Below are 16,430 nucleotides of genomic sequence, written 5' to 3' on the forward strand. Positions count from 1 at the left end.
AAAAGTGGCTACTGGACAAGTGTTACTTCGTCCCACAGATCAACCGAGAAGCAAAGAAACCTTGGCGGATTTGCAACGACTTCTGGCATGTGGGCACAGAGCCGTTAGCGTATGACAGAGATTTTGGTTTGGCCATAACCATGCGTGGCGCACCTTCGGAAGGACAGTAGATGATGAGCAAGCAGTTCAAAGTGGCTCTGTTGGGAACCGGCCTGATGGGAGCTCCTATGGCGCGGAATATTTTGCGCGCCGAGTTTCCGCTCACTGTATGGAACCGCAGCTTGAACAAGGCCAAACCGTTGACAGCAGAAGGCGCGACATTGGTGGAAACTGCCCCGCTGGCAGTTTCGGGTGCAGACGTAATAATAACCATGCTCTCGGATGGATACGCGACCGGCGCGCTACTTGCTGACGAGGCTTTCCGCGAGCAACTCAGACCGGGGATGATCTGGATTGATATGTCGAGCGCCAAACCCGAACACGCAAGAGAGCAATCCGCGCAGCTTTTCTCGATGGGGGTGCTGTATCTGGACGCCCCGGTTTCTGGTGGCACCAAAGGTGCCGAAGCTGGCACCCTTGCGATCATGGTCGGTGGCGATCAGGACGTTATGGAGCGCGTGCGACCAGTTCTGACAGCAATGGGCCGGCCTGTACACGTTGGCCCAAGTGGTTCTGGTCAATTGTGCAAATTGGCCAATCAAACAATTGTCGCTGTAACAATATCGGCTGTCGCCGAAGCGACTCTACTGGCTCAGCAAGGTGGTGCGGACCCCTCCGCGTTGAGGGCCGCACTGAAGGGGGGCTTTGCGGATAGTATTATCTTGCAACAACATGGCGAACGCATGTCTGATGGAAATTTTGCACCCGGAGGTTTGTCTAAGTTTCAACTAAAGGATTTGGACAACACGCTGGAGGAAGCACGAAGCCTTGGCGTTGAGCTACCTAGTACCCGATCTGTGCGCGACCGTTTCGAATATCTGATAGATGAAATGGATGGGGCCGAACTGGATCATTCGGCTTTGTATCTAGAACTCAAAAAACGGAACGGAATGCTGTGACGCGGATCCTGATTATAGGCGGCGGAGGAATGCTGGGCCAGAAACTGGCCCATCGCGTGTCGACCCAAGAAACCTTTGGAGCCGATGCCCAAGTCTCACTGTTCGATCTCTCGTTCCCGCCCGACAGTGCGGCAGGTAGTCAAATTGTGGGGGACTTGACTGCGTCAGGCATAGCTAAGTCTTTTGCTAAGCAGCGACCAGACGTCATTTTCCATCTTGCAGCTATCGTTTCAGGCCAAGCTGAAACAGACTTTGCGTTGGGTTGGGATGTAAACCTTATGGCAACGTGGGCACTGCTGAACGAACTTAAGGATGAACACGAGGCAACAGGAAACGAGTACACACCTCGTCTGGTTTTTGCCTCGTCCATAGCAGTTTTCGGGTCACCATTCCCCGAAAAGATAAGCGATGAGTTCCTTTCGGCACCTTTGACAAGTTACGGAGCGCAGAAAGCGGCCGCTGAATTGATGATCACGGATTTCAGCAGGAAAGGATATATCGACGGTATTTCCTTGCGCTTGCCCACTTTGTGTGTGCGCCCGGGCAAAGCCAACGCTGCCGCTTCGTCCTTCTTTTCGGGTATAATCCGAGAGCCATTGAATGGGGATGAGGCTGTCTTGCCAGTTGCCGAAACCGTTCGCCATTGGCACGCCAGCCCCCGCGCCGCTGCGACTTTTTTGACCCACGCAGCAACAATGGACACGCAGCTTTTGAATGACAGACGCGCATTGAACATGCCTGGCGTAAGTTGCACCGTCGCCGAACAAATCGAAGCTCTGCGCAAAGTGGCCGGCCAAGAAGCGGTTGGCCTAATCAGGCAAGAAACCGACGAGACAATCGAACGAATAGTCAAGAATTGGCCGCGAGACTTTCAAACAGATCGCGCTCTGGAGTTGGGGTTCGAGGCGGAATCAAGCTTCGACGAAATCATTCGCGTGTATTTAGAAGACGATTTTCGGCTTTAGTCGCCCATCGTCTTTCCAGTTAGGTGGCGTTCCAGATGATCGTGAATTTTCTCTCGTGTTAACTGCTCATCCCCTGACAATGCTGCTTCAAGTATATCGGCATGGTGTCTTATGTTCTGAGAAATGAATTCAAAGTTCCGGTCTGCCACCATCAACTGCTGTCTGAATTGCGCGTAAACTCGGCTATGCATTTGTTTTAAAGTTTCCGAGCCACAGGCAGAAATAAGTGTTTGGTGAAATTCCTTTTCCGAGGCAAACCATATCTCGATAAGGCCGCTCGGGTCGTCTGTGGCGTGAATGCGTTTTTCGATATGGCTGAGTTTGTGATGTGCGGCCGTCAATCTTGCTTCCCAATCCACCCCGCCATTACGGATCGACATTGCGGTGCCTTCGGCCTCCAACAGAACACGGACGTGCGTCAATTCGATAAGCTTCTGCGGCGATCGCATTGGCACGCGGAAACCTTTTTGTTCCTGAAAGTCCACCAAACCAACAGCGGCCAAACGAAAAAGGACTTCACGAACGGCGCTCGCAGAACAGCCATACACTTTACGAAGTTCTTCAGCCCGCACCTTCGCTCCATGCTCGAATCCATTAGAGATCAGGCGCATCTTAAGATCTTGATAAATATCTATTTCGTCGTTCATTCCAGTATGCACCTTCAAGTTTTGTCCAAGTAGCGTCCTAACCTTATTTTCGAATTATCGCAAGAATCTCGAAATTTTTAGAAATTTCAATTTTTTCTTGTTGCATTCGATTCGTCGGCTTAACGTTTACCTGCGCGACAGCAAAGGAGGCGGCAAGATCTTCCACACCGCGCACGCTCAACGTCTGGGAGGACAATATGAAAATAGTCAAGACAGCGGCCCTGGCGGCCGTAGCCACGACAATGGCAGCCGGTTTCGCGATGGCTGAAACAACGAAGCTTAGAATTCAAACCCATTTTTCGCCCGAAACTCTGTCAGGCCAGATGGCTGCAAAATTCGTTGAAGACATTCAGGAAATGTCGAACGGCGAAATCGAAGTTGAAATGTTCTATTCCTCTTCGGTGGTCAAATCAGTTGAAACCTTCGATGCCGCAGCTACAGGAATTCTGGATTGCGACATGACGGGCGGCGGCTATCAGACCGGTAAAAACCCGGCCTTCCAGTTTGCGGGCGACCTGCTCGGCGGATATCAGAACCCATATCAGCAAATGGCTTGGCTTCTTCATGGCGGCGGAAGAGAAGCTGTAAATGATCTATACAACGGCTACGACATGGAATTCATCGGATGGTGGATTCCCGGGCCAGAGTCGCTGTCTTCGACCAAGCCGATTGCAAAAGTGGAAGACTTCAAAGATTGGAAGTTCCGCTCGCCTCCAGGCCTTGCTACCAAGGTGTTCGCGGAACTTGGTGCTTCTCCGATCGTGATGGACTTCAACGAAATCTTCACGGCTTTGGAAACCGGTATCATTGATGGTGCGGATGCTGCGAACCTGACGAACAATGTGGGCCTCGGTCTGTACGAGATCGCAGGCCACACAAACTATCCCGGTTTCCACTCGATGCCTGCAGATCACCTAGCTTGTCGCAAAGACGTCTGGGAAGCGATGCCCGCGCATCACAAGAAGATCATGGAAGTCGCAATGGATAGCCTGGCATTGCACAATGCCACAATCAATGAAGTGCAGAACGCTCAGACTGCAAAAGACCTGAAGGCAAAAGGCGTTCAGTTGTACGAATGGTCGCCTGAAGACCTGGCAGCGTATCGCGCGGCCGTTCAGGTCGGTTGGACGGAGTTCGCAACGACACCTGAAGCACAGGCGCTTTTGGAAAGCCACATCAACTTCCTGCGTGACCTGGGCGCAATGCAGTAATCAGGCTTCGATCGAACTACGACACACGGAAAGGCCGCACTTGCGGCCTCTCCGGATCGGCGCCGGGATCCAGAACTTCATGAAAATCACCAGAATAATAAGTCATGTACTGCAGTACGACATGCCGGAAGTTCTGGGCTACTCGCAACAGTATTATGACAAGCGTACAACCCATCTGGTCGAGATTCAGACAGATGAAGGGGTAACCGGTTGGGGGGAGTGCTTTGGTCCCGGAAACGTAGCCATTGCGAACAAATCCATCGTGGAAAAAGTAATCCAACCAATGGTCCTTGGCATGGACCCTTTGGACAAAGACGTGATCTGGCACAAGGTGTACAATCTTTTGCGAGACCATGGCCAAAGCGGAATGCCAATACAGGCTTTGTCCGGGGTGGACATCGCACTTTGGGACATCACCGGCAAAATTTCTGGCCTCCCCCTCCATAAGCTTGTCGGCGGGGCTCATCGCGCAAGCGTTCCTTGCTACGGCTACGGCATGATGCTCCGGGATGAACCGATTTCTAGTCTTGCAAGCCGTTTTGAGGATGAAGCCGCTAAGATCAAGTCAATGGGATTTACCGCCACCAAAATGAAAACGGGCTTTGGCCCGAAGCCTGATGTGAAACTGTGCGAAGCAGTTAGACGCGGAGTTGGTGACGACTTTCCTTTTATGGTCGATGCAAACCATGCCTATACGACTTCAGACGCGTTCTTTGTCGGTCGGGCGCTGGAAGAACTGGACGCATATTGGTTCGAAGAACCGGTCGCGCCAGAAGACATTGACGGATACCGCGAACTGCGCACTTCGCTTAAAGTAAACATCTCGGGCGGAGAGGCGGTATTCAATCGCTGGGCATGGCGCAATCTTCTTGAAAACCGTGGCATCGATATCGCGCAGCCAGAGGTTTGTGCTTTGGGCGGTGTTTCAGAGTATCTCAGGGTACTGTCTCTATGCCACGCACATTTCACTCCGGTCGTAAATCACGTCTGGGGTAGCGCCATCGCCGTCGCAACTAATCTGCATTTACTAGCGGCCATGCCCGCGATTCCAGGCGGCTTGCATCCATGGGAGCCGATGCTGGAGTTCGACACAACGGACAACAAGTTTCGGGACGATCTGCTGACCGAACCGCTGGAAATTCAAAATCAGGTCAAGGCCAACAACGGCCGTGTCACGATCCCGACTGGCCCCGGATTGGGTGTCGAGCCGGACCGAGACTTTATCGATCACTACAGGATCGAAGGATAGGGACGAGGGTTACGCGATGCACAAGAACTCAGGCGGACTAATTGAATGGCTCATACCGTTGGCCTTCGTCGCAACAGCCAGCTGGCTTGTTTGGCATCTTCCCGCATTCCTATTGGACTGGCTGCCTTACACCTCTGAATCCCTCAAAAGTCAGGTAACTGAAATATATCTTCGCAGCGACGTTACGCCCGAATTGTCTGGCGTATTCGGGGGGTATGTCGACATCATCGACATGGCCGCGCTCGTCCTTCTACCGTTTCTTGCAGTGATTGGTACCAAGACCGTGCGCCCGGCGACGATGGAGTTCGAAGGCTCGACGGTTATGGACCGTTTCGCCCTGTTCATAGGTCGAGTGACGATGATGATGATCGCAATCATGACTGTCGTCATGCTCTACGAAGTCTTCATGCGTTATATCCTGGAGAAGCCGACCGAGTGGGCGAACGAAATGACACTCTGGTTCGCCAGCTTTGTGTTTTTAATGTCTGGCTACTACGCCATGCAGCAACGCAGTCACATTCGAATATTCCTGATGTACGACGCAGTTCCACGTTGGCTTCAGCGCGTTTTTGATACGGTTTCGACTATACTGATCGTGCTATTTGCCTTCTTTCTTGTCTACGGCAGCTACAAACAGGTGTTCGTCAACAAGCTCTACAAATGGGAGCTTTATGGCTCTGCCTTCAATCCTCCGATCCCGGCGACGTTGCAGCCGATGGTGCTGATCGTGATTACGCTCGTCGCAATGCAAGCAATTTTGAACTTGGTCGCGGATTGGAACAAAGAACCGGAAATCCACACAGATGAACCGGACGAAGACGAAATTGAAATGATCAAACGGGCGGTGGGACAAGACTGATGGACATTGGAACAATCTCACTCATCCTGATGGTCGCCCTGATTGTGCTTCTGGCGATCGGGATGCCCTTGGGTCTGGCCTCGGCTTCGCTTGCGGTTCTGGTTCTTGTGCTCAAGTTCGAACCGACACTGCTTTTAAACCCGTTTTCATTCGGCGACGGGATTCTCACCGGTCGGCCAGGGACTGGGCCGCTCTATATCCTGGCGCAGAAGATATACGGGCTCTTAACGGACTACGTGCTCATATCCGTGCCATTGTTTATTTTCATGGCGTCGCTGCTAGAGCGGTCCGGGATCGCGCGCGACATGTATTCGTCGCTGAATGTCTGGCTGTCCAGAACACGCGGCGGCATCGCGATCGTGACCTCGATCATGGCGGTGATCATGGCTGCCATGTCCGGCATCATCGGCGGTGAGGTTGTCCTGCTGGGCCTTATCGCCCTGCCCCAGATGCTGCGCCTGGGCTACGATCAGAATCTCGCGATCGGCGTCATCTGCGCCTCTGGGTCGCTGGGCACCATGATCCCTCCTTCGATCGTTCTGATCATCTACGGGCTGATCACCGAAACCTCGATCAAGTCACTGTTCACCGCGTCTTTCATTCCCGGCTTCATGCTGGCCTCGATGATCATCCTGTACATCATCATCCGCACTCGGTTGAATCCTCATCACGCTCCGCTGCCGGAACCGGACCCGAACGACCCCGAACCAGCCGAGAAACGCAAACTGTTTGGTGCCTTCATGAGCATCGTCGTCGCCGGATTTTCCACCGTTCTGTTTATCCGAGCCGCGTTTTTCGAGCTGTCAGGCTCCAACGCTGCCAGCCAGGGCGAACCAGCGCGATTGGGGACAGCTGACTACCTGCCCTGGTTTGCCGGCATCACGATCGTCGCCGTTCTGCTGATTTTCTTCGTCTTTGGCAGACAGCGCGCAAAAATCGGTTGGGAAATGGGCAAGGGTCTCGTCGCGCCGCTGGTTGTAATCGGCGTCGTGCTCGGCTCGATCTATGGCGGGATCACAGGTATCACTGAGGCTGCAGGCATGGGCGCCTTCGCAGTCCTGATCATCGCCATCCTAAGGGGCGAAGGATCGTTCGAGCTGGTTTGGGACAGCTTGATGCGGACACTAAAATCCACAGGCACCATCATCTGGGTTACGATCGGGGCCGCCGCGCTGGCGGGTGCCTATACCATTGCTGGTGGGCCCCAATACGTGGCCGACCTGATCGTCGGCCAGGAGCTGCCGACCATGTTGGTCATTCTGGTAATGATGCTGATCTTGCTGTTCATGGGCGCATTCATGGATTGGGTCGGCATCGTACTGTTGATCATTCCGGTCTTTCTGCCGATCGTCCTGCGCCTTCCTATCGAGGAAATCGGAGTCTTTGGCCAGTTGGAGCCGAGTCATGTCGCCATCTGGTTCGGCGTCGTGTTCTGTATGAACATGCAGGTCAGCTTCCTCTCGCCCCCTTTCGGCCCGGCCGCGTTCTACCTGAAGTCAGTGGCCCCGCCGCATATTAGCCTAACGGATATCTTCCGCGGCTTCCTGCCATTCATCGGGATCCAGTTGCTGGCGCTTTCCGTTCTTCTGATTTGGCCGGGCATCATCGCGCTGCTGTTGTGAGGTTGCACCCATGCTGACACAAGATCAGATTGGCAAGTTCCAGACCGATGGATACCTCGTGGTTGAGGATGTAATTCCCCGCGATGTCCTGGGTCGGGTGCAAGCGGAATACTCGGATGTCCTGAACCGGCTCTATGACTGTTGGTACAAAAAAGGACTGGTCAAGGATGAGCCGTCCGGAATGACCTTCTGGGACAAACTTCTGTCCGCCTATCAGGCCGGATGCGACTATTTCCAGCCGCTGGACATCTCGCTGCCCGGCGATCGGATCATGGCGGACACACCGTTCCATATTGGGCCCGCAGTGTTCGACTTGCTGACGGCCCGTCCCATGCTTGACATCGTCGAGCAGCTGATCGGGCCAGAGTTGGTGAGCAATCCAATCCAGCACGTTCGGCTGAAGCCACCTGCCCTGAAGCTGTCCAAGGACGAGGTGCGCGCGCACATCACCGCAACGGACTGGCATCAGGACCGAGCGGTTGCGCTGGAGGATGCTGATCAGACCGACATGGTCACGGTTTGGATTGCCGTCAACGATGCAACGGTTGAAAACGGCTGCCTGCAAGTGCTGCCAATGGCACAAGACCAATCTATCCTGCCACATTGTGCCCGGACGCAGACAGGCATTGCCGACGGGTTCATTGATGAAGGCCGCGCCGTGCCCCTTCCTGTCAAGGCCGGCGGGATCATCCTGTTTCACCCTTTGACGCCACACGCTTCGCTGATCAATAAAACGGACCGGTTCCGCTGGTCGTTCGACATCCGCTTTAGCGCGGCAGGCCAGCCGACCGGTCGAGATCATTTCCCCAGCTTCATCGCGAGGTCCAGATCGCGCCCCGAAACCGAGCTGCGAGATTGGCGCGTCTGCAAGTCCAATTGGGAGGCGGCGCGAGCAAGACTGTCCGGCAAGCCGCATATAGATATTCACCGGTGGACATCGGACTCACCGTTCTGCGCCTAGCTGCTGCCGCCAGGAAAGCTGATTATGACTTTTGTACGTTTAGATCGAACGGATAGCGTGGTGGTTGCAACTCGGCACCTGGAGGCCGGCAGTATGGTCGAGGATGTCACGACCAATGCGCGCATCCCCTCGGGGCACAAGGTCGCCACGCGGAATCTTGCGCTCGGCGATCCGGTTAGAAAATACGCCCAGATCATCGGTTACGCCACCCAACCGATCGAACCCGGTGACCATGTACACACCCACAATGTCGAGTTCCGGAACACCAGTGTGGACTACGAGTTTGCGACGGATCACAGGCCCACGAAACCCGCCAACTCGGTCGATACGTTTATGGGCTACCACCGGGACAGCGGTCGGGTCGGCACGCGCAACTACATCGCGGTTCTGACCACCGTGAACTGTTCGGCAACTGCGGCCCGCATGATCGCCAATCACTTCACGCCGGACAAGCTGGCCGAGTTTCCGAACGTCGACGGCGTGGTGGCCTTTGTCCACGGAACGGGCTGCGGAATGGCCGATTCCGGCGACGGTTTTGAAGCCCTTCAACGGGTCATGTGGGGGTTTGCAAAACACCCCAACCACGCTGCCGTTCTGATGGTCGGTCTAGGCTGCGAGATGAACCAGATCGACTGGCTGCTGGACGCGTATGGGCTGAAGCAAAGTCCCACCTTCCAGACGATGAACATCCAGAACGTCGCCGGATTGCGTCGGACCGTGGAAATGGGCATCAACAAGATCAACCAGATGCTTCCCATTGCCAATGAGGCGAGGCGCAGCGAAGCCCCGGCGTCCGAACTGATGGTTGCGCTGCAATGCGGTGGCTCGGACGCTTGGTCCGGCGTGACCGCGAACCCGGCGCTCGGACATGCCTGCGACCTGTTGGTTGCGCAAGGCGGCACAGGTGTCCTTGCGGAAACACCCGAAATTTACGGAGCCGAACACCTTTTGACCCGCCGCGCCCTTAGTCGCACAACTGGGGAAAAACTGATCGGACTGATCGATTGGTGGCAGGACTATACCGCTCGCAATCACGGTTCGATGGACAACAACCCAAGCCCCGGCAACAAGCAAGGGGGTCTGACGACCATCCTAGAGAAGTCGCTGGGGGCAGCGGCGAAGGGCGGCACCACCCCTTTGACCGGTGTATTCAAATACGCCGAACCCATCACCGCCAAAGGCTTCACCTTCATGGACAGCCCCGGATATGACCCGGCCTCGGTGACCGGTCAGATCGCGGCTGGGTGCAACCTTGTGTGCTTCACCACGGGACGCGGCTCTGCATTTGGGTCCAAACCGGCACCCACGCTGAAAATCGCTACCAACTCTGAATTGGCAGCACGCATGCCCGAGGACATGGACGTGGATGCGGGCGACATTCTGAGCAAAGGCGCCAGCGTCGAAGAAAAAGGACAGGAAATATACCGACGGCTGCTCCAAGTCGCCTCTGGCGCGCGGACCAAGTCCGAGGCGCAGGGCTTGGGTGACTACGAATTTGTTCCCTGGCAAATCGGAGCGGTGATGTGAAACGGATCCTTGTAGCCGGCGGCGGATTAATCGGTATCCGCCACGTCCGCGCCGTGATTGAGCATCCCGGTTGCCAGTTGGTCGGGTTGGCCGATCCAGATGGCTCGATCCAGACCGACGCGCCGCGTTTTGCTAGTATGGACGAGGTGCAGGACCCGGTAGATGGCGTCATAATCGCGACGCCAACCCGACTGCATGCCGAACATGGCATTCTGGCCGCATCTCGCGGTTGGCACATGCTGATCGAAAAGCCGGTTGCAGCATCGGTCGATGACGCCCTGCGCCTGAAGACGGCCGTTCGCCAGGCCAATGTCCGCAGTCTTGTAGGCCACCATCGGCGGTATCATACAATCTTGCAATACCTGAAGGAGGTGATCGCGCAAGGTACGATCGGACAAGTCATCAATATCTCGTTGCTGTGGGCCATGCGTAAACCCGACAGCTATTTTGAACAGAACTGGCGGACTTCCGATGGCAGCCCAGTCATGATCAATCTGGTGCATGATATCGATGTCCTGCGCTTTGTGATCGGAGAAATCTCGGATGTCGTCGCCCTGCCCGGAGCGCCCATCCGCGGAGCGGATAGGATAGAAAGCGGGGCTGTCGCGATCGCATTCGAAAACGGCGCGACGGGCACTATCAGCTTTGCCGATACCGCACCCAGCCCCTGGGGGTTTGAGGCCGGAACCGGCGAAAACCCGAACATCGGCACGACCCATCAGGACATGATCTGGATCACGGGAACCAGTGGCGCTGTGAGTTTTCCCTCCATGACCCTGTGGCGCGGACAGGATTGGGGCACTGCGGCCCAAAAAGACCAACTTACACGACCGGAACAACAACGCGCACCGCTGGAGGTGCAACTGGATCACTTCCTTGACGTGATCGATGGCGCTTCCCCACTGATCGACGTCGAGGATGCAGCCCGAACGCTCGAGGTCACATCACGGATTGAACAGGGGCTAAAGGCGCGAACGACCCGAGCGCGGGCGCCGGCCTGATGGACATGCGGCCCGGCCAAATGCCGGACCACCCAAAAACCAATGATTATCCACCGGGCAATATGAGCATTAAAAAAGCAAAGCCGCCCGCAACAAACACAAGAATAAAAACCAGACACATTCACGGAAAGGGAAACCAATGAGCAAACCATCAATCGGGTTTATCGGCTTGGGACTAATGGGCGGAGCCATGGTTAGCCGACTGTTGGACCAAGGATATTCGGTCGCTGTATTGGGAAACCGCGACCGCACGTACCTGGACGCCGCGATTGAAGGAGGCGCCCGCGAGATGCGAAACGCCCAAGAACTGGCTCAGGCCAGCGACATCGTGATGCTGTGCATGGGCACCTCCGAACAGGTCGAGAGCCGAATGCACGGTGCAGATGGAGTGATTGCGGGATTGAAGTCCGGCGCGATTGTCATCGACTTTGGCACCTCGCTTCCTGGCAGTACACGCGCCTTGGCCGAGGAGGTTGCCGCAGCCGACGGAAGCTATCTTGATGCACCGCTTGGCCGGACACCTTCACACGCGCTGGAAGGCAAGCTCAACATTATGACGTCTGGCGACAAGGCTGCCTTTGACAAGGCCGAGCCGACACTGAAAGATTTGGGCGAAAACGTTTTTTACCTTGGCCCCGTTGGGTCCGGACACACGATCAAGCTAATCAACAACTTCTTCGGAATGACCGTTGCGAACGCGATGGCCGAAGCCTTTGCCATGGCTGACATCACCGGTGTTGACCGCAAGCAGCTTTATGATGTGATGGCCGCAGGGCCGCTGCATTCCGGAATGATGGATTTCGTCAAAGCCTATGGCGTTGAGAGCGACCCAAATCAGCTGGCCTTTGCCATCAAGAACGCGGCAAAAGACCTCGGGTATTATGACCGAATGGCGCGCGAGGCAGGCGTTACCAGCGTGATGTCGCAGGGCGCGCTTTCGGCGCTGAATGACGCCCGCGACCACGGTCAGGCGGATGACATGGTAAGCCAGATGGTTGACTACTACGTCAAGCGCTTCAACACCTGATCGATGGCCGTCTCCGCCAACCCCACCGCTGACCTGCCGCGCCTTGGCATTGTGCTGATGCTGATGGCGTGGCTGTTCTTTTCGTTGGTTGACCTTGGGGCCAAGTGGTTGGCGTTGGCCGGAGTGCCAGCATTTCAGTTGGCGTTCATGCGCTATGCGGGGCACTTCGTGATCTCAGTGGGCGTGATCGCCAAGGGCGGGATAGAGGCCGGTCGGTTCAAGACTGCCCATCCATGGCAGGTGATAAGCCGGGCCTTGCTGCTGATCTCGGCGACCGTTTTCAATTTTTATGCCCTACGGTTTTTGCCACTGACCGTTGTGTCGGCAATCATGTTCGCCAGCCCGGTCATCGTGTGCTTTCTGTCCGTCTTTGTATTGAAAGAAAGCGTGGGCCCATGGCGTTGGGCGGCTATAATCCTGGGCTTTCTGGGGGTGTTGGTTGTCGTACGGCCGTTTGGTTCGGCCTTTCATCCGACCATGCTGCTGATCGTATATAATGCCACCGCTTTGGCTTTGTACTCGATTATGACGCGCAGGCTGTCCGGGGTCGTTGCCGTGGACACTATGCAATTCTACCTCGGGCTTACCGGTACGGTGGTCCTGTTGCCGTTCGCCATCTGGTTTTGGGTCCAGCCAGAAAACACGTGGAGCCTGATTGTACTGATCGGCCTTGGTGTGTTTGGCTGGTGCGGGCATCAGCTGCTGACGAACGCGCATCGGTTTGGAACGGCGAACCAGTTGATGCCATTCACCTATTCGTTCCTAATCTACGTGGCAATCTGGGGTTATCTGTTCTTTGACACAGTACCGGACGCATTCACGTTGGCGGGGGCTGCGCTGATCATGGCTGCCGGTCTCATCATCTGGAAAAGAGAAAAGAAATGACGCGAATTGCCTGCATCGGCGAAGCAATGATCGAATTGTCCATGCTGGAAACCGGCGCGAAGGTGGGCGTCGCGGGGGATACGCTGAACACGGCCATCTACATGCACCGTGCCGCGCCTGACCTGCAGGTGGAGTATGTGACATGTCTAGGCGACGATCCGTTCTCAAGACGTATCGTGGACTTCATCGCCAGTCATGACATCGGAACATCCGGCATCCGCATCATTCCGAACGCCTCTCCGGGACTATACGCGATCACGACATCTGCGGACGGTGAACGCAGCTTTACCTATTGGCGCAGCGAGGCGGCCGCCCGCCAGCTTTTTGCCGATCACGACTTCAGCCCGCTGAACGGTTACGACGTGCTGTACTTGTCAGGGATTTCCGTGGCCATTCTTCCGCATGCAGTCAGGCTTGCGCTTCTGGACTGGCTCGAAGGCTCTTCCGTTCGGTTGGTATATGACAGCAACTTTCGTCCGCGTCTTTGGGACAGCGTCCAACACGCTCGGCAGATTAACCAACGGCTTTGGCAACGTGCAGACATTGCCCTGCCGTCCATTGACGACGAGATGGCATTGTTCGGGGAAAGCGCGGACCAGGTGGCTGCACGCTTTGCCGATCATCACGGTGTTGGTGCGTTGAAACGCGGAGAGAATGGCCCTTTGTCCATCGGTCAGAACACTGACCAAACCTATGAACCTGCCAAAAACGTGCTGGATACGACAGCGGCGGGCGACAGTTTCAACGGTGGGTACCTCGCGGCCTTGCTGATGGGGAAATCACAGGCCGACGCCCTGATGGCTGGGCACAATTTGGCTTCCACCGTTGTTCAATTCCGCGGCGCGATCATTCCCGGATAAGTGGCGCGAGATCCTCAGCGCCAACGAGACCCAAAAGCAGCGCTACCGGGTCCGGCTGCTTGACGGCCGTGGCAATTTCCGACGCGCAAGGATCGTTCAGCGCCCTGCCCTTTGCGATCTCGGACATGCAAAAAGAGATCCAGGCCCGCATCCCTGCAATCACCGCCTGAGAGCCGGTCTCACGGAGTGTGGGAACAAACCGATACGGCAGCTTCTGGCTGCCATCCATTGCGATTTGGTCCAGACGGTGCGCCAGCTCGGGGTTTTCAAAGCGGCGTAACAAAGCCTCGGCATAATCCGGAACCTGTGCTTGCAGTGCAGCGGGCAGCGTTGCGCCCGCATCCTTCATCAACTCAGAAACCAGCGGGCGCAAAACCGGGTCTTGAACCGCTTCGTGGACGTAGGTCAGGCCCCGCTCCAACCCGGCATAAGCCAACAGGGAATGGGCACCGTTCAGCATGCGCAGCTTTCGCATCTCGTGCGGGGCTACGTCATCGACCAGTTGCACTCCCGGCCAATCCGGGTGTGGACCGGCGAAACTGTCTTCGATCACCCACTCCGAGAACGCCTCGGTCGGAACAGCCATAGGATCGCCGCTGATTGCGCGAACGGCGTCCGTGGTAGCCGGGGTGATCCGGTCGACCATCGCGTTGGGAAAGCGAACAGAGTCCCAATTCACGTCCAGACCGGCTGCTTCCGCAAAATCGGCAACTGCCGTTTCGAGCGTCTTGCCGTTTTCCATGCGATTGTCACAACTTAGTACCGTTACTGGCTTGCGCCGTTCCGCAAGGCCATAAGCTAAAAACCCGATCAGCGTCGCAGGCCCTTGCCCTGCCAGATCGGCGGCAATCGCCGGGTCCTGAAGGTTCAGCTTGCCCGCGGCGTCCAAGTGATAACCTTTCTCGGTTACGGTTGCCGAAATGATCTCGGCATCCGCCATCACATCGAATATCTCTGCGCGATCCTTGGGCGCGACCAGAACGTCTCGCAGAGCTTTGATGCGCCGGACACCCTGCCCCTGTACGCACAAATCGTACTCAAAACCCTGTCGGGCCAATCCATCCCGAACCGAGGATGAACGCAGGCTGACGCCGACAACGTCCCATCCGCCCGCCTGATCCGTGTAATCCAGCAAATGCGCCCGGGCAAAGTTTCCAAGGCCGAAATGAAGAACTGTACCCATCTAGCTTTGCAACCTGTAAACCTGTTTCGCCAGATCGACCGCCAGCAATCGCGCCAGATGCTCGGCACTGTCCCGATCGAAATAGCCGCGCGCAACCTGCTCCGCCAGATGAATCGCCACACCCTGTCGCCACAGGTCGTGACGTGCAGGAATGGACAGGAAAGCCCGCGTGTCGTCATTGAATCCGGCCAGATTGTAATATCCGGCCGTTTCAACGACCTGATCGAAATACCGCGCAATCCCGGCTGGGCTGTCGTGGAACCACCAAGGCGGCCCGATCCGAAGGCACGGCCAATGTCCCGCCATCGGGGCCAGTTCGCGGGCATAGGTGCTTTCGTCCAGTGTGAACAGAATGATGCGCAGTTCCGCCGAGTTACCGACCCGGTTCAACAGCGCCTCAAGGCCCGTGACCCAATCCATCGCGATTGGAATGTCGGCCCCCTTGTCCCGTCCGAAGTCCCGCAGTACCGCGTGGTTCGTGTTGCGCTTGCTGCCAGCATGTATCTGCATTGTCAGACCATCATCGACAGACATCTGCGCCATTTCGATCAGCATATGCCCATAGAACCGGCGAGCATCCTGTTCGCTACCTTCCCGCCGTCTCAGCCGCTGGTACAGCGCTTCCGGGTCGTCCAGCCACTCGGTCTGCACACGTTCGATACCGTGGTCGGTGGCAGTACATCCCAGCTGGATGAAGTAAGCCCGCCGCATTCGCAGCGCGTTGAGGTAGCCATCATAGCTGCCCAGATCGCAGTCTGTCAGCTCGGCCAACTTGTTCAGGTTCTGTACGAACTCCGGGTCCGACCCATCCAAAACCCCGTCTGGGCGGAACGTCGGAACAACCCGCCCGCCCCAACCGCTTGTTCGAATCTCCCGATGCTCAGCCAGGCCGTCGAGAGCCGAATCTGTGGTGGCCAGAACCTCGATCCCAAACCTGTCGAACAAAGCCCTCGGGCGAAATTCGGGACGCGTCAGCTTTTCTGAGATCTCATCATAAATCAGGTCAGCCGTGCGAGAAGACAACGCCTCAGACACGCCCAGCGTTTCGTGCAGCACGTAGCTCATCCAGATCCGGGATGGCGTTCCCAGAAACAGATGCCAGTGTTCGGCAAAGGTGCGAAAAACGGCGCGGGGATCCTTCTTTCGCCCCTCTTCCCCAACGCCAAGTTCGGACAAAGGAACGCCCTGCGAATAGAGCATACGGAACACGTAATGGTCGGGAACCACAAGCAGCTCTGCCGGGTTGGGAAACGGCTCATCGGTTGCAAACCACCCCGGATCGCAGTGACCATGCGGAGACACGATTGGCAGGTCCTTGATGCCCAAGTACAGGTTTTCTGCCATGCCATTCAAATTGCCAGTCAATTCTGCCTCC

At 56.2% G+C, this 16,430-nt stretch carries 14 protein-coding genes and 1 pseudogene; 12 read left to right on the forward strand and 3 right to left on the reverse strand.

What is annotated here, in order from left to right:
- Positions 1-173 precede the first annotated feature (173 nt).
- Together ACR0I1_RS05270 and denD are read left to right on the forward strand one after the other, a co-directional pair.
- The gene (locus ACR0I1_RS05270; RefSeq protein ID WP_480705281.1) at positions 174-1,058 is read left to right on the forward strand and encodes an NAD(P)-dependent oxidoreductase; all 885 of its coding nucleotides are present in this window, start codon (positions 174-176) and stop codon (positions 1,056-1,058) included.
- Entirely contained in the window at positions 1,055-2,023 is a 969-nt protein-coding gene (gene denD / locus ACR0I1_RS05275) for a D-erythronate dehydrogenase (protein WP_480705283.1), read from the forward strand. The genes ACR0I1_RS05270 and denD overlap by 4 nt, the downstream gene beginning before the upstream one ends.
- Here the strand turns inward: denD and ACR0I1_RS05280 are convergent.
- Positions 2,020-2,670 (reverse strand): GntR family transcriptional regulator, encoded by a 651-nt coding sequence (locus tag ACR0I1_RS05280; RefSeq protein WP_170396177.1) that lies wholly within the window; start codon positions 2,668-2,670, stop codon positions 2,020-2,022. The genes denD and ACR0I1_RS05280 overlap by 4 nt on opposite strands.
- 197 nt (positions 2,671-2,867) lie before the next feature.
- Between ACR0I1_RS05280 and ACR0I1_RS05285 the strand changes: the two genes are divergently transcribed.
- The 10 genes and pseudogenes from ACR0I1_RS05285 (at position 2,868) to ACR0I1_RS05330 (ending at position 13,872) form a co-directional block, all read left to right on the forward strand.
- Positions 2,868-3,881, forward strand: a complete 1,014-nt coding sequence (locus ACR0I1_RS05285; protein ID WP_170396175.1) for a TRAP transporter substrate-binding protein — start codon at positions 2,868-2,870, stop codon at positions 3,879-3,881.
- Positions 3,882-3,960: 79 nt separating this feature from the next.
- Positions 3,961-5,130 (forward strand): mandelate racemase/muconate lactonizing enzyme family protein, encoded by a 1,170-nt coding sequence (locus ACR0I1_RS05290; RefSeq protein ID WP_170396173.1) that lies wholly within the window; start codon positions 3,961-3,963, stop codon positions 5,128-5,130.
- A 16-nt stretch (positions 5,131-5,146) separates the two neighbouring features.
- The gene (locus ACR0I1_RS05295; RefSeq protein ID WP_255612041.1) at positions 5,147-5,989 is read left to right on the forward strand and encodes a TRAP transporter small permease subunit; all 843 of its coding nucleotides are present in this window, start codon (positions 5,147-5,149) and stop codon (positions 5,987-5,989) included.
- Positions 5,989-7,611, forward strand: coding sequence for a TRAP transporter large permease (locus ACR0I1_RS05300; protein ID WP_480705285.1), 1,623 nt, complete (start codon positions 5,989-5,991; stop codon positions 7,609-7,611). The genes ACR0I1_RS05295 and ACR0I1_RS05300 overlap by 1 nt, the downstream gene beginning before the upstream one ends.
- A 10-nt stretch (positions 7,612-7,621) precedes the next feature.
- On the forward strand, positions 7,622-8,572 hold the full coding sequence (locus ACR0I1_RS05305; RefSeq protein WP_170423968.1) for a phytanoyl-CoA dioxygenase family protein: 951 nt from the start codon (positions 7,622-7,624) through the stop codon (positions 8,570-8,572).
- Positions 8,573-8,596: 24 nt separating this feature from the next.
- Complete coding sequence (locus tag ACR0I1_RS05310) at positions 8,597-10,099, forward strand: altronate dehydratase family protein (protein ID WP_170565684.1); 1,503 nt, start codon at positions 8,597-8,599, stop codon at positions 10,097-10,099.
- Positions 10,096-11,100, forward strand: coding sequence for a Gfo/Idh/MocA family protein (locus ACR0I1_RS05315; RefSeq protein WP_480705288.1), 1,005 nt, complete (start codon positions 10,096-10,098; stop codon positions 11,098-11,100). The genes ACR0I1_RS05310 and ACR0I1_RS05315 overlap by 4 nt, the downstream gene beginning before the upstream one ends.
- Positions 11,101-11,206: 106 nt before the next feature.
- Positions 11,207-12,127: pseudogene (locus ACR0I1_RS05320) on the forward strand (NAD(P)-dependent oxidoreductase); the annotation flags it as partial.
- Positions 12,128-12,130: 3 nt separating this feature from the next.
- Positions 12,131-13,012, forward strand: coding sequence for a DMT family transporter (locus ACR0I1_RS05325; RefSeq protein ID WP_480705290.1), 882 nt, complete (start codon positions 12,131-12,133; stop codon positions 13,010-13,012).
- Entirely contained in the window at positions 13,009-13,872 is an 864-nt protein-coding gene (locus tag ACR0I1_RS05330; protein ID WP_170733460.1) for a sugar kinase, read from the forward strand. Before ACR0I1_RS05325 ends, ACR0I1_RS05330 begins: the two co-directional genes overlap by 4 nt.
- Here the strand turns inward: ACR0I1_RS05330 and ACR0I1_RS05335 are convergent.
- Both ACR0I1_RS05335 and uxaC read right to left on the reverse strand, forming a co-directional pair.
- Complete coding sequence (locus ACR0I1_RS05335; protein WP_170466271.1) at positions 13,859-15,055, reverse strand: mannitol dehydrogenase family protein; 1,197 nt, start codon at positions 15,053-15,055, stop codon at positions 13,859-13,861. The genes ACR0I1_RS05330 and ACR0I1_RS05335 overlap by 14 nt on opposite strands.
- A complete protein-coding gene (uxaC, locus tag ACR0I1_RS05340) occupies positions 15,056-16,399 on the reverse strand; it encodes a glucuronate isomerase (protein ID WP_170466270.1) in 1,344 nt (447 codons plus the stop codon). It abuts the gene before it with no gap.
- Positions 16,400-16,430: the final 31 nt, after the last annotated feature.

The organism is Ruegeria sp. B11, assembly GCF_056539785.1.

Bases quoted from the DNA above. Each gene is read 5' to 3' on its own strand.
- ACR0I1_RS05270 (WP_480705281.1), top strand. From the start codon at position 174: ATGAGCAAGCAGTTCAAAGTGGCTCTGTTGGGAACCGGCCTGATGGGA.
- ACR0I1_RS05280 (WP_170396177.1), bottom strand. From the start codon at position 2,670: ATGAACGACGAAATAGATATTTATCAAGATCTTAAGATGCGCCTGATC.
- ACR0I1_RS05285 (WP_170396175.1), top strand. From the start codon at position 2,868: ATGAAAATAGTCAAGACAGCGGCCCTGGCGGCCGTAGCCACGACAATG.
- ACR0I1_RS05290 (WP_170396173.1), top strand. From the start codon at position 3,961: ATGAAAATCACCAGAATAATAAGTCATGTACTGCAGTACGACATGCCG.
- ACR0I1_RS05295 (WP_255612041.1), top strand. From the start codon at position 5,147: ATGCACAAGAACTCAGGCGGACTAATTGAATGGCTCATACCGTTGGCC.
- ACR0I1_RS05300 (WP_480705285.1), top strand. From the start codon at position 5,989: ATGGACATTGGAACAATCTCACTCATCCTGATGGTCGCCCTGATTGTG.
- ACR0I1_RS05305 (WP_170423968.1), top strand. From the start codon at position 7,622: ATGCTGACACAAGATCAGATTGGCAAGTTCCAGACCGATGGATACCTC.
- ACR0I1_RS05310 (WP_170565684.1), top strand. From the start codon at position 8,597: ATGACTTTTGTACGTTTAGATCGAACGGATAGCGTGGTGGTTGCAACT.
- ACR0I1_RS05325 (WP_480705290.1), top strand. From the start codon at position 12,131: ATGGCCGTCTCCGCCAACCCCACCGCTGACCTGCCGCGCCTTGGCATT.
- ACR0I1_RS05330 (WP_170733460.1), top strand. From the start codon at position 13,009: ATGACGCGAATTGCCTGCATCGGCGAAGCAATGATCGAATTGTCCATG.
- ACR0I1_RS05335 (WP_170466271.1), bottom strand. From the start codon at position 15,055: ATGGGTACAGTTCTTCATTTCGGCCTTGGAAACTTTGCCCGGGCGCAT.
- uxaC (WP_170466270.1), bottom strand. From the start codon at position 16,399: ATGGCAGAAAACCTGTACTTGGGCATCAAGGACCTGCCAATCGTGTCT.